The organism is Solidesulfovibrio sp., assembly GCF_029978005.1.
Taxonomy (GTDB): Bacteria; Desulfobacterota; Desulfovibrionia; order Desulfovibrionales; family Desulfovibrionaceae; genus Solidesulfovibrio.
Genome location: NZ_JARKOZ010000001.1, coordinates 1 through 13491, shown reverse-complemented (window position 1 = coordinate 13491; position 13491 = coordinate 1). Strand labels below are relative to the sequence as shown.

General features: G+C 67.7%; 9 protein-coding genes and 1 pseudogene. 5 read left to right on the top strand and 5 right to left on the bottom strand.

What is annotated here, in order from left to right; genetic code table 11:
* Positions 1 to 313, bottom strand: a pseudogene (locus tag Q1K70_RS00050) (hypothetical protein); the annotation flags it as partial.
* A 222-nt stretch (positions 314 to 535) separates the two neighbouring features.
* Between Q1K70_RS00050 and Q1K70_RS00045 the strand changes: the two are divergent.
* Positions 536 to 1801 (top strand): HDOD domain-containing protein, encoded by a 1266-nt coding sequence (locus Q1K70_RS00045; RefSeq protein ID WP_300154006.1) that lies wholly within the window; start codon positions 536 to 538, stop codon positions 1799 to 1801.
* A 2-nt stretch (positions 1802 to 1803) separates the two neighbouring features.
* Here Q1K70_RS00045 and Q1K70_RS00040 read toward each other — a convergent pair whose 3' ends face one another.
* Together Q1K70_RS00040 and Q1K70_RS00035 are read right to left on the bottom strand one after the other, a co-directional pair.
* Complete coding sequence (locus Q1K70_RS00040) at positions 1804 to 3288, bottom strand: DUF3880 domain-containing protein (protein ID WP_300154003.1); 1485 nt, start codon at positions 3286 to 3288, stop codon at positions 1804 to 1806.
* A gap of 19 nt (positions 3289 to 3307) precedes the next feature.
* Positions 3308 to 3772 (bottom strand): isoprenylcysteine carboxylmethyltransferase family protein, encoded by a 465-nt coding sequence (locus Q1K70_RS00035; RefSeq protein WP_300154001.1) that lies wholly within the window; start codon positions 3770 to 3772, stop codon positions 3308 to 3310.
* Positions 3773 to 4008: 236 nt separating this feature from the next.
* On the opposite strand from Q1K70_RS00035, the gene Q1K70_RS00030 reads away from it, so the two are divergent.
* The 4 genes from Q1K70_RS00030 (at position 4009) to Q1K70_RS00015 (ending at position 9449) form a co-directional block, all read left to right on the top strand.
* Entirely contained in the window at positions 4009 to 5442 is a 1434-nt protein-coding gene (locus Q1K70_RS00030; RefSeq protein WP_300153999.1) for an anion permease, read from the top strand.
* Between the two features lie 111 nt (positions 5443 to 5553).
* Positions 5554 to 6633, top strand: coding sequence for a tartrate dehydrogenase (locus Q1K70_RS00025; protein ID WP_300153997.1), 1080 nt, complete (start codon positions 5554 to 5556; stop codon positions 6631 to 6633).
* 131 nt (positions 6634 to 6764) lie between these two features.
* Complete coding sequence (locus Q1K70_RS00020) at positions 6765 to 7235, top strand: hypothetical protein (protein ID WP_300153995.1); 471 nt, start codon at positions 6765 to 6767, stop codon at positions 7233 to 7235.
* 339 nt (positions 7236 to 7574) lie between these two features.
* Positions 7575 to 9449, top strand: coding sequence for a methyl-accepting chemotaxis protein (locus Q1K70_RS00015; RefSeq protein ID WP_300153992.1), 1875 nt, complete (start codon positions 7575 to 7577; stop codon positions 9447 to 9449).
* Between the two features lie 38 nt (positions 9450 to 9487).
* Here Q1K70_RS00015 and Q1K70_RS00010 read toward each other — a convergent pair whose 3' ends face one another.
* On the bottom strand, positions 9488 to 10078 hold the full coding sequence (locus Q1K70_RS00010; protein ID WP_300153990.1) for a hypothetical protein: 591 nt from the start codon (positions 10076 to 10078) through the stop codon (positions 9488 to 9490).
* A gap of 552 nt (positions 10079 to 10630) precedes the next feature.
* Complete coding sequence (gene alaS, locus Q1K70_RS00005) at positions 10631 to 13273, bottom strand: alanine--tRNA ligase (RefSeq protein WP_300153987.1); 2643 nt, start codon at positions 13271 to 13273, stop codon at positions 10631 to 10633.
* Positions 13274 to 13491 lie beyond the last annotated feature (218 nt).

The following is a 13491-nucleotide window of genomic DNA, read 5'->3' as shown; positions in this document are numbered from 1 at the left end:
CCGCGGTGGACACGGGTTCGGGCCAGGGCATTTCGGGAAAAGGCGGCGTGTTCCAGGGATGCAGGTGCGCGCCCAGTTCGCCGCCCAGACGCGCGAGCAGGCCCTCCAGGACCGCAAGGCTCGGCCCGTGGCGAAGCACCGGGTAATCGCAGAGACAGGTCAGGGGCAGCCCGAATTCCCTGGGCAGGAATTCCAGACGCTCAAGATGTGGAATATTGGTCAGGCCCGCGCCGCAGCGGGGGTAGGAGCCTGAAAAAAGCCCCTCCTCCTCCACATCGAGGCTGACGACGACGGCGAGCGGTTGTGGCGGCATGGCATTCTCCCGGCGCGCATCCTAGCGGCGCGCCGGAAAAAGTACAGTGCGACGGAAAAGGGCGACGTCGGCAGTCCCGGGCATGGGAGTTGCTCACAATATGGAAATTCCGGAGACGGATCGAAAGACGGACGGTTTTCCCTCGATTTCCTCGACCGTCTCCTGTAATGATGCACTTCAGGAGAAGCGCCGCTTCGGACGTCTCTCCTCCAGGAACGAAACATGATGCAGCGAGTGCCCCTTGCGTTGTTGCGAGCAGGGATGATCCTGGCGGAGCCCTTGTGCCGCCGGGACGGGGCTCTGGTCTTGCCCGCCGGAGCGGTCCTGACCGAGCGGCATCTGGAGTTGTTCCCGGTCTGGAGCGTCGAGGCGGCGGTGGTGGAAGACCACCAAGGCCCGCCCGAGGTCGCCGAGGCCGAAGCCGGCACCGTGCCGGAACCCGACGCCGACGACATGGAGGCCGCCCGGGAGCTGCTCGCGGCGCGCTTCGTCCACGCCGACCTCGCCTTCCCGCCCACGGCCGCCCTGTTCGCCCTGGCCCTGCCCCGGGCCGCCGCGCTCCTGGCCGAACGCGGCCCGGCCGCCCTGGCCCTGCCCGGGCCCGTGTGCGCATCCACCCTGCCGCCCCTGCCGGACGCGCCCGTGCCCGGCCCCATGTCCATCATCGAGTCCGACCCCAAGCTCACCTCGCTGCCCGACGTGTTCGTGCGCATAAACGAGGTGTTAAACGACGCCCACAGCACGGCCAGGGAAGCCGCCGACGCCATCGGCAAGGACACGAGCCTTTCCACCAAGCTTTTAAAGCTCGTCAACAGCGCCTTCTACGGCTTCCCAGTCAAGGTGGACACCCTGTCGCGGGCCGTGACCCTCATCGGCAGCCGCCAGCTCACCACCCTGGCCCTTGGCATCTCGGTCATCGCACTCTTCAAGGATCTGCCCGGCGGGCTGGTGGACATGCGGTCGTTCTGGAAGCACAGCATCGCCTGCGGCGTCATCGCCTCGACCCTGGCCGACCCCGAGGGCGGCGAGGTGGAACGCCTCTTCGTGGCCGGGCTGCTCCACGACATGGGGCGGCTCGTGCTCTACCGCAACCTGCCGCGCCACGCCGCCCACGTCCTGGCCAAGGCCCGGGGCGAGGGCATCCTGTTGCGCGAGGCCGAGCGCGCCTGCCTGGGCTTCGACCACGCCACCCTGGCCGGCATGCTGCTGCGCAAGTGGCGGTTCCCGGAAAGTCTGGAAAAGGCCGTGCGCCACCATCACGGCGGCCTGGCCCACATGTCCATGCCCATGCCGGCCACGGTGCACGTGGCCGACGCCATGACCGGGGCGCTCGGCATCGGCTCGAGCGGCGAGGTCTACGCGCCGCCGTTGTCGCCCGCGGCCTGGGGCGCGGTGGGGCTTTCGCCCGAGCGCCTGGCCGACGTGGCCGCCGCCTCCCTGACCCACATCGAAGAGATCACCCGCGTCTTTTTGCCAGACGAGGCCTGAGCTCAGGCCCCTTCCCCCACGCATTCGAGCATGCGCCGCGCCCGGTGCCGGTAGGTGTGGCGCGCGGCCACGAGTTCGCGCCAGGCGGCGGCGAGCCCATCGCGGTCGCCCTGGCGCTCCCGGGCCAGGCGCGGGATGTCCCGAGCCCTGGCGTAGGTCACGGAGCGGGTCAGCTCCTCCGGAAAAAGCGCCAGCCCCGGCGCAGCGTCGGTGAGCAGGCAGCCGCCGGCTGCCCAGACGTCGAAATGGCGCTGGGTGAGCCCATGGGGCAGAAGCGGGCTCACCGCCCCCACCACGTACCGGGCCGAGGCGTACATCCCGGCCAGGACCGGGCCGTAGGGCACGGGCGGCAGGTAGGCGAAGTCCGCTCCGGCAAGCCCCTTCCAGGCCGCGTCGCCACACACCGTGAGCGCCCCGGTCGCGGCCGCCTCGCGGATCACCAGTTCCCGCCAGGCCAGCCCGCTCTCCTCGGCCCCGCGCCCCACCCGGCGCGCCGCCAACCCCGGCCAGAACGTATCGATGCCAAGCGCGCGCGCCCACCAGCCGTAATCCGGCCGCTCGCCCCGCGAGAGCATGGCCGTCGCCTCCCGCCACAGCGCCGGATCGGGAGAAAGGCCGGAAAAAAAGGCCTCCTTGTCCGGAAAGGCGCTGCGGCCGACGAAGAGCAGCCGACCGGCCAGCTCCGGCCGGTCGGGCGCGGCCGCGAAAAAGGCCGGATCCGCCGCCAGGGGCAGGTGATGGACGCGGCTCGCCCCGTGGGCGCGCAGGGGCGCGACGAACCAGTCGTCGGTGACGAAGAGATGCACGTCGCGCCAGGCCGGGGTCCGCACGCCGGAGAGCACGTGGAAGGGGTTGTCCGCCAGCCAGGCGGCCACCGGCACGCCGGCCCGGGCGCAAAGCGCCTGGACCTCGCCGAAGCGGTCCAGGCCGGCGAAGTTGACGGACAAAAAAAGCGCCGGCCGTTCCCGTTCCAGGCGCTCCAGCAGGCCCTGCCGGTCCACCTCGGCCACGGCGAAGCCTTCCTCGCCGAATCCCCGGGCGATGGCGGGGAGGAGCATGCTGCCGGGCGTTTCGGCCAGGAGCACGGTTCGCTGCCCGGTCGCGTCCGGCCCAGCCGGCCCGGCCGGCGACGGCAGCAGCAGCCCGGCCCGCACCGGGGCCCAGAAATCCGGGAAAAGCTGGAGCGCTTGGCGGTGCATGACGATGTTGCCCGGCAGGATCGGTCCCAGAGCCTCGACGCGCCGCCAGGAGGCGGGCACGGCGGCCCGCCAGGCCTCGCCCGCGCCGGCGGCGAAGGCGGGGCATTCCAGGTAGGCGACCCGGGCCCCGGCCGGGATTTCGGCGGCCAGCGCGGTCGGGTCCGGGCCAAGCCCCAGGACGAGCCAGTCCGGGCCGCCGTCCCGGGCCACGACCTCGTGCCCCGGGGCCACCGAGCGCGTGACGCCCAGGGCGTCGGCCAGACGTAGCCGCAGGGGACGTTGCCGCATGGGAAAAATCCTGAAAAGCCTAGGGCCGGCAAACCCGCGGCACGATGCCGCCCACCCGCTCACGGTAGCGGTCGTAGGCCTCGCCGAAGCGGCCCCGCAGGTGGGCTTCCTCGTGGGGAATGCACAGCCGGTAGAAGATCGCCGCCACGACGGGCGCGCCGAGCGTCAAAAGCGTGCCCTGCATGAGGGCCAGCCCCGGCACGATGCACCAGACCCAGGCGGCGTAGAGGGGATGGCGCACCACGGCGTAGACGCCGCGTGTGGCCAGCTGGTCGGCGTCCACGGCCTTGTACACGGCGAAGACGCCCAGCGCGTAGAGCACGAGGCCCAGGAGCAGCAGCGTGCCGCCCACGGCCAGGGCCAGCCGCTCCGGCACCAGCCGGTCGCAGAAGCCGGCGATGAGGATCGTGTCGTAGAGCATCGCCAGAAGCGCGTAGAGGATCGTCGCGCGGTAGAGCATCGTGCCCATGCCCCATCGGTTCATGGCCCACCTCCTCGGGTCATGGCTTGCATCCTGACCCAAAACGGATTCCTGTCAAGATGTCCCGCCCGCAAGGGGGCGCCTGAAAAGCGGGAGCAAGGCGCGGGGGGAAAATTATTATTGCTTTCCGAAATTATTGAAAATAGCATTGTGAACAGCCCGGGTGGAGAATTCCCCCGTGCGGCAAAGGCACGTTCAAGACGCGCGCGCTACGGAACCCTAGCAGTAAGGAGCAAGGCATGAAGGCTTCCTGGAAGGCTTTCCTCCCCATCATCGTGGGGGCGATCATCTGGTTTCTTCCCATACCCGCCGGCCTGACCGCGGATGCCTGGCATTATTTCGCTCTGTTCACCGCCGTCATCGTGGCCCTTGTCCTCGAACCGCTGCCGGCCGCCGCCCTGGGCCTGATCGGCATCAGCGTCATCGCCGCCCTCAACCTGGTGCCGGGCGGCGGCAATGGGCCGCCCAAACCGGCCGACGCCGTGCGCTGGGCCCTGTCGGGCTTTTCCAACGGCACGGTCTGGCTCATCTTCGTGGCCTTCATGTTCGCCATGGGCTATGAAAAGACGGGCCTTGGCAAGCGCATCGCCCTGTTCCTCATCAAAAAGCTCGGCCGCTCCACCCTGGGCCTGGGCTACGCCGTGGCCCTGGCCGACTGCGGCCTGGCCCCGTTCACGCCGTCCAACACCGCCCGCAGCGGCGGCGTCATCTTCCCCATCATCAAGAACATCCCGCCGCTGTACGGTTCCACCCCGGAAAGCGGGGCGCGCAAGATCGGCGCCTACCTCATGTGGGTGGCCCTGGCCACCACCTGCGTCACCAGCACCATGTTCCTGACGGCCCTGGCCCCCAACCTGCTGGCCCTGTCCATCCTGCAGAAGACCACCAACCAGACCTTCGCCTGGATGGAATGGTTCACGGCCCTGGCCCCGGCCTGCGTCCCCCTGTTCCTGCTCCTGCCCTGGCTCATCTACGTCATCTATCCGCCGGAGATCAAACGCAGCGAGGACGCGCCGCGCTGGGCCGGCGACGAACTGGCCAAAATGGGGCCGCTTTCGGCCAAGGAACTCACCATGGCCGGGCTGGCCGTCTTCGCCCTGGTGCTGTGGATCTTCGCGCCGAGCATCCTCGACGCCACCACCGTGGCCCTGCTCGCCCTGTCGCTCATGATCATCACCAAGGTGGTCACCTGGGAAGACATCATCACCAACAAGAACGCCTGGAACGTCCTGTGCTGGTTCGGCACGCTGGTGGCCCTGGCCGACGGCCTGGGCAAGGTCGGCTTCCTCAAGTGGTTCGCCGGCATCGCCGCCGCGGCCATGGCCGGATTTTCCATCAACGCGGTCATCGTCGGGCTGGTGCTCATCTTCTTCTTCGTCCACTACATGTTCGCCAGCCTCACGGCCCACACCACGGCCCTGCTGCCCGTCTTCCTGGTCACGGCCCAGAACATCCCCGGCCTGCCGCTCAAGACCGTGTCCCTGCTCCTTTGCGCCACCCTCGGCATCATGGGCATCCTCACGCCCTACGCCACAGGGCCGAGCCCGGTCTACTACGGCAGCGGCTACATCACGCCCAAGGCCTTCTGGGCCCTGGGCGCGGTCTTCGGCGTCATCTTCATCGCCTTCCTGGTGGGCATCGACTTCCCCATCCTGCTGATGCGCGGTTTCTAGGAGCGAAAGCAGGCAATTGCGCCCAACCCAGGCCCGCGAGGGCATGGAAAAACCAGCGGGCTCCGTCGTGAGCCGACGGAGCCCGCGCCGTCTCAAGGAGGCTCGTCGTCTATGCAGTCGTACAAGATCGCCGTCATTCCCGGTGACGGCATCGGCAAGGAACTCGCGCCCGAGGGCGTGCGCGTCCTGGACGCCGCGGCCGAGGCCGTCGGCGGCTTTCGCCTGGAATACGAATACTTCCCCTGGGGATGCGAGTACTATCTCGAACACAAGGAAATGATGCCGGAAAACGGCCTGGATCTGCTGCGCCCCTTCGACGCCATCTACTTCGGCGCGGTGGGCTATCCCGAGCTCGTGCCCGACGACGTCTCCCTGCACGGCCTGCTCATCAAGATCCGCCTGGGCTTCGACCAGTACATCTGCCTGCGGCCGAGCCTGCTGCTGCCCGGCGTCAAGAGCCCGCTCGGCGGGCGCAAGGCCGGGGACATCGACATCGTGACCGTGCGCGAGAACACGGAGGGCGAATACGCCGGAGCCGGCGGACGGGTGCATCCCGGCCAGCCCTGCGAGCTGGCCCTGGAAACGGCGGTCTTCACCCGCACCGGCGTCGAGCGCGTCATCCGCTACTCCTTCGAGCTGGCCCGCTCCCGCCCCCGCAAGCACCTGGTCTCCGCCACCAAGTCCAACGCCCAGAAGCACACCCTGACCTTCTGGGACCAGGTCTTCGACGAAGTGGCCAAGGACTACCCCGACGTGCGCACCGAGCGCATGCTCATCGACGCGCTCTCGGCCCGCTACGTGCTCCATCCCGACTCCCTGGACGTGGTGGTGGCCTCCAACATGTTCGGCGACATTCTGACGGACATCGGCGGCGCCATCACCGGCAGCCTGGGCCTTTCGGCCAGCGGCAACATCGACCCCGAGCGCCGCTACCCGTCCATGTTCGAGCCCGTGCACGGCTCCGCCCCGGACCTCTACGGCAAGGGCGTGGCCAACCCCATCGCCATGTCCTGGAGCGGGGCCATGATGCTGGAGTTTTTGGGCCAGAAGGCGGCCGCGGACAAGATCCTCGAGGCCATCAAGGCGGTCACCGCCGCCGGCAAGACGCTGACCCCGGACCTCGGCGGCACGTCCAAGACCTCGGAAGTGACCGACGCCTTCCTCCGCCACATCCGCACCGGCAGCATCTAGGCAACCAAAAGCGATCCTCGGCGGGGACCGACGGCCAGACAACGGGCCGTGCGGTCCCCGCTCCGCTTGGCGGCCCGGGCGACGGGCGCGCCGCCTTGACAAGACCCGATTCCCCGGGCGACCCTGCCGCCGTGACCCAACACGCCGTGCGCCTTTTTCTGGCGGCGCCCCTGCCGCTTTGCGTCACCGCCGCCTTTCTCGCCGCGGCCCTGTACTTCGCCGTGCGCGCCCACGCCTCCCCCAGGCTGCTGCTCGTGGCCCTTTGCGCCGGATCCCTGTGCGGCGCCGTCCTGGCCTTCGGCGACGCCCTGTCGCGCCGGGCCGAGTCCCGACGCGTGCGGCGCATGCTCACCCGACACGGCTTCGACCGACGCGTGCTCGACGCCATGGCCGCCTCGCGCTGCCAGCGAGACGCCGCCCTGTTCGCCGCGGCCGAGGCGGGTTGTCGCGACGCGGCCGCCAGCCACTACCATCGCCTGGGCTACCGCTGGCACCACCTGTTGCCCGACGGCTGGCTGACCACGCCCTGGCGGCTGGCCGCACCGGCCTTCCTGAAAAAGAGCTTCCTGGCCTTCCGGCGCGACCGGGCCGACCGTCCCTGAGCCCGACCTCCGGCGGGTGGGGGAACATTGGCGTTCCCCCTGCCGCGCGCTCTACGACCTTTTCGTCGCCGGTTGGCGCGACTTCTTTTCGACTTCCGAAATCCGGGACACGGCGGGCAAGACGATCGAACGCCGCCGCAAGTCCCTGACCGCCGACTGACGCATGCGCCCCTCGACGCGGCCTGAGGTTGTTCGCCGCCCCCATCCGGCGTCAACCTTCTTGTTATCTTTTTAACACGCCATTCCCTTTCCGGACGCTATTGAACTGCACGCTGCATCATGCTATCATCGACGTAAAAATATTTTCACACCACGACCGACTGGAAAATGGAGGCGTTCATGTCCATCCATGCCCGATCCAATGCCGGCTCCGCTTCGTGGTTACGAAAAATCTCCCTCACCTGGCGTTTCGCCCTGCTTCTCGGCCTGTTCGCCATTTTCATCTGCGGCGTGGTCCTGACGTTCTACCTCGGCATGCAGGCGCTCACGGACAGCAATGTCGTCATCGCCCAGAACATCATGCTGCAAGGGCAGAAGGACAAGCTCCTCGTCGCCTCGAACGCCCTGGCCGCATCCATCGGCGAGGCCGTCAAAGGCATCGAAGACCCGGCCAAACGCATCGACATGATCCGCAGGATGGTGGACGAGTTCCGTTTCGAGGAAGACAAATCCGGCTACTATTTCGTGTACGAGGACACGGTCAACGTGGCCCTGCCCATCGCCAAGGAGCGGCAAGGCAAGGACCTCGGCGAGGTGAGGGACAAAAACGGCGTGCCCTACGTGCGCGAACTGGCCCGCCGGGCCAAGGCCGGCGGCGGCTTCGTGGAATACGTCTTTCCCAAGCCCGGGCAGGGCGACCAGCCCAAGCTCGCCTGCGCCGTCATGATCCCGGGCACGGCCATGTGGCTCGGCACGGGGGTGTACATCGACAACATCGAACGTGAAAAGGCGGCCATCCGCGCCCAGAGCCAGTCCCGCATCGAAGCGCTGCTCCTGCGCATCCTCGCCGGCATCGGCCTGGGACTGGTCCTGCTCGTGGGCGTGTGCCTGCTCGTCATCCGCTCGGTTGCCGGCCCCATCCGCCAGGCCACCGAGGCGGCGGCGCGCTGCGCCGCCGGAAACCTGGACATCGCCCTGGACGCCTCGGGCAACGACGAGGCCGCCCGCATGCAGGCCGCCCTCAACACCATGGTGGCCACCCTGCGGGAGAACATCGCCGCCATCGAAACCAAGACCCACGAGGCCGAGGACAAGGCCCGGGCCGCCGACGCCTCGCGCCGGGAGGCCGAAGCGGCCATGGCCAAGGCCCAGGCGGCCCGGGCCGAGGGCCTGCTCCAGGCGGCCGGGCGGCTCGGCGGCGTGGTGGGCGTGGTGTCCAGCGCCGCGGCCGAGCTTTCGGCCCAGATCGACGAATCGAGCCGGGGCGCGGACAACCAGTCCCGCCGCATGGCCGAAACGGCCACGGCCATGGAAGAGATGAACGCCACGGTCCTGGAAGTGGCCAAAAACGCCGGCAACGCCGCCGCCACCACCGACGCGGCCCGGGGCAAGGCCAACGAGGGCGCGGACGTGGTCGGCCGCATGGTGGAGCGCATCGGCCGCGTCCGGGACCAGGCGCGCACGCTCAAGGAGGACATGGGCCGGCTCGGAGCCCAGGCCCGGGACATCGGCCGGATCATGAACGTCATCTCGGACATCGCCGACCAGACGAACCTGCTGGCCTTAAACGCGGCCATCGAGGCGGCCAGGGCCGGCGAGGCCGGGCGCGGCTTCGCGGTCGTGGCCGACGAGGTCAGAAAGCTCGCGGAAAAGACCATGACCGCCACCAAGGAAGTGGGCGAGGCCATACACGGCATCCAGCAGGGCACGGGCCGCAACGTGCAGCATGTGGAGCAGGCGGCCGACTCCGTGGAGGAGGCCAGCATGCTCGCGGACGCGGCCGGGCAGGCGCTGGCGGCCATCGTCGCGCTCGTGGACAGCGCTTCGGACCAGGTGCGCTCCATCGCCACGGCGGCCGAGGAGCAGTCGGCCACGAGCGAGGAGATCAACCGTACCATCGAGGACGTCAACGCCATCGCCGCCGCCGCTTCCACGGCCATGGGCGAAGCTTCCCGGGCCGTGGGCGACCTGGCCCGGGAAGCCCAGGAGCTGGCGGCCCTGACGCAAGAGCTGGAAGCCGAGGGGAAGGCGGCCGGGGTCAAGCAGTTGGGCTGAGCCCTTTCCCTTCCGACGCCGCCGCCCGGGCAAGCGCCTTACCAGGTGGTGCACGAGTAGGGTTGCGGGCACTTTTCCAGGAACATGATCACGTCGTTGAACATCGTGATCTTGTCCGTTTCGCTCAGCCGTTCGATGAACAGCCGGTAGTAGTGGTCGTAGCTGCAGCGCGAATTTTCCGAGACGTCCCGGATGTGGTTGTACCACCACTTGGCGACGTCGCCGAGGGCGTCGGCCGCGATATGGTCCACGATGGCAAGGTCTTTATTGCCCGTCATTTCGACCTGGGCCTTGAGGGGATTCATGAAATTGTTGACGAACTTGGCATGCGTCGTCAAATGCCCGGTGTAGACGGATTCCTTGAAGCCGAATCTGTCCACCAGGATCTTCAGCAGGCCTTCTTCCAGCGTGAAGTGGGCGTAGGAGAAAATTTCCAGGAACGAAAACTTGTTCCGCATGTATTCGATGCTGTTCACACGAGGAATCCTGTTGTTGAGAATTTCCGTGTGCCAGGCGTTGATGAATCGGAGGATTCCCTTGTGCTGGCAGTTTATGATGTCCACGACGCAGTCATAGCTTGTCTTCCATGTAATGAACTCGACGATTTGCGATGGGGTCTCCTGCAGCATGATACGTCCTTGTGCAGAGGGTGATCCGACGACGGCCTCGATTTCTTTGGTCCCTGACGCCTCCTAAACGCCGTGCGCCGACTCGGCCGGCCACGGCAGGGCATTCCCGAGCGTTTCCCCTTCCTATCGCCCCGAATGGGAAAAGTAAATGCCGCAGCGACGTTACGAGTCCTCTCCACGGTTTTGAAAAATGGCAAAGCGGACCCCGTGCACATTGCAACGAATGCTTTCCGGCGGCAATGGCCAAAGCACAAGACCAAGACGGCGCGCGACGATTCCTGGCACAAAAGCACCTCGGCCTTTTCACGGCCGGCTTCTGCATCCGAATATTTCCGTTTACATAACAACGAAAGGGCGCCATCCTGTCTGAAGTCCGATTGTGCGCCCGCATGAAAACCGGCTATGGCGCACCTGTTTTCCAGGCGTCCAGCCGAACCGCCCTCTGCCGTTTCCTTGCCGCATTGGCGGCCTTCGCCGCCAAGTCCTGAAGGCCGCGAAAAAGGGCGGCCCCTTCCGGGACCGCCCTGAACCTGCACGATGTTGCGGCCTTGCCTAGCCGGCCACGGCCGCCTTCACCTTGGCGAAGGCCTCGTCGATGCCGGCCGGGTTCGTGCCGCCGGCCTGCGCCATGTCCGGACGGCCGCCGCCCGAGCCGCCGACCGCCGCCGCCGCGTCCTTGATGAGCGCCGGCGCGGTGAAACGGCCATGCAAATCCTTGCTCACGGCCACGATCAGGCTGACCTTGCCGCCCTCCTGCTCGGCGGCGATGGCCACCACGCCCGAGGGCACCTTGCTGCGCAGGTCGTCCATGGCCTCGCGAAGGGCCTTGACGTTGGCCGCGTCCACCCTGGCGCACAGCACCTTCACCCCGCCGATCTCCTCCAGGCCGGAAAGCAGGTCGCGGCCCTGGCCCGAGGCCAGCTTGGCCGCCAGTTGCTCCTTTTCCTTGCCCAGGGCCTTGATCTCGTCCTGGAGCTTTTTGACGCGCGAAACCAGCTCGCCCGGCCGCGCCTTGACGGCGTGCAGGGCCTCGTCGAGCTCGCCGCGTATGGCCCGCATGTGCGCCAGGGCGTTGACGCCCGTGGCCGCCTCGATGCGCCGCGTGCCGGCGGCCACGCCCGACTCGGACAGGATCAGGAAGCTGCCGGCCTGGCCCGTGGCCCGCAGGTGCGTGCCGCCGCAAAATTCCATGGACACGCCCGGCACCTCGACCACGCGCACCTCGTCGCCGTACTTCTCGCCGAAAAGCGCGGTCGCGCCCTTGGCCCGGGCCGTTTCGATGCCCATGACCTCGGTGACCACCGGCGCGTCGAGGAGGATGGCCGCATTGACCTCGTCCTCGACCCTGGCGATCTCCTCGGGCGTCATGGCCGAGACGTGGGTGAAGTCGAAGCGCAGCCGCTCCGGCGTGACCAGCGAGCCGGCCTGGTTGACGTGGCCGCCGAGCACGTTTTTGAGCGCCTTGTGCAGCAGGTGGGTCGTCGTGTGGTTTCGCGCCGTGGCCGTGCGCACGACGGCGTCCACGGTCAGCTCCGCCTCCTGGTCGAGGAGCACCTCGCCGCGCTCCACCTTGATGTGGTGGGCGGTCAGCTCCGGCCCGGCCTTGACCGTGCCCACGACGGCGGCGTCGCCGGTCAGGGTGGACACCGTGCCCACGTCGCCGGCCTGGCCGCCGGATTCGCCGTAAAAGGGCGTCACGGCGCTGACCATGTAGCCGGTCTCCCCGGCCACGAGCCGCTCCACGGCCTGGCCCTCGGCCGAGATGAGCGCGTTGACCCGGCTTTTGGCGGTCAGGTCCTCGTAGCCCACGAAGCGCGACTTCATGCCCGATTCCAGAAGCTCCAGGAACAGCACGGCCGGATCGGTCTCGCCGCTGCCTTTCCAGGCTTTCTTGGCCCTGGCCTTTTGCTCGGCCATGCAGACGCGGTAGCCGTCCTCATCCGCGACGATGCCCCGCTTGCCGGCCACGTCGTTGACGATGTCCAGCGGAAATCCGTAGGTGTCGTAGAGCTTGAAGGCGAACTGGCCGGTGATGGTCGTTTCCCCGGCCCCCGCCATGCGGTCGAGTTCCTCGGCCAGGATGGCCAGGCCCTTGTCGAGCGTCACGCCGAAGCGCTCCTCCTCCTCGCGCACCACCCGCTCCATGAACTCGCGGCTGGCCACCAGCTCGGGGTAGGCGTCGCCCATGACGTCCACCACCGTGCCGGCGGTCTTGAAGAGGAACGGATCCGACAGGCCGATGAGCTTGCCGAAGCGCAGCGCCCGGCGGATCAAACGGCGCAGCACGTAGCCCCGGCCTTCGTTCGACGGCATGACGCCGTCGGCGAGCAGAAAGGCGACCGAGCGGCTGTGGTCGCCGATGACGCGAAGGGCCGTGTCGCTCTCCTCGTCCGCGCCGTAGGCCACGCCGGCGATGGACGCGGCCGTGGCGATGATGGTCTGAAAGAGGTCGATGTCGAAATTGGAATGCACGCCCTGGACCACGGCCGCGATGCGCTCCAGGCCCATGCCCGTGTCGATGCTCGGGCGCGGCAGGGACACGCGCGTATCCTTGTCGATCTGGTCGTACTGCATGAACACCAGGTTCCAGATCTCCAGGTACCGGTCGCAGTCGCAGGTGCCGATGCCGCAATTAGGCCCGCAGGCGATCTCCTCGCCCCGGTCGTACATGATCTCCGAACAGGGGCCGCAAGGGCCGGTGTCGCCCATGGACCAGAAGTTGTCCTTCTCGCCCAGGCGGAAGATGCGGTCGTCGCTGAGCCCGGCGATCTTCTTCCACAGGCCGAAGGCCTCGTCGTCGTCCAGGTAGACCGTGGCGTACAGGCGCGACTTGTCGAGGCCGATCACCTCGGTCAGGAAGGTCCAGGCAAACTTGATGGCGTCTTCCTTGAAGTAGTCGCCGAAGGAGAAGTTGCCGAGCATCTCGAAGAAGGTGTGGTGGCGGGCGGTGCGGCCGACGTTTTCCAGGTCGTTGTGCTTGCCCCCCACGCGCAGGCACTTCTGGGAAGTGGTGGCCCGCTTGTAGCCGGGCTTGTCCTGGCCCAGAAACACCTTCTTGAACTGCACCATGCCGGCGTTGGTGAAAAGAAGGGTCGGGTCCTCGCGCGGCACGAGCGGCGAGGAAGAAACCAGCTGGTGCCCGTTGGCGACGAAGTATTCCAGGAACTTGGCGCGAATCTCATTGGCCGTCATCATCACGTATGCCTCCGCATGGGGATGGAAGACCAAAGGACGCATCCCCCGCATCTTCCTCAAGAGAATAAGAGCCAGGAGGGGCGTCGCCCCTCCTGGACCTCCCCATCGGGGGGGATGATCCCCCCCGAACCCCCTCAAGGGGTGGGGATGAAAATATGTTCCCGCCTCCTCCTGTGTGGCCGAAAGGGAGCCGCCGCACTCAAGCGGCGGCTCCCTTT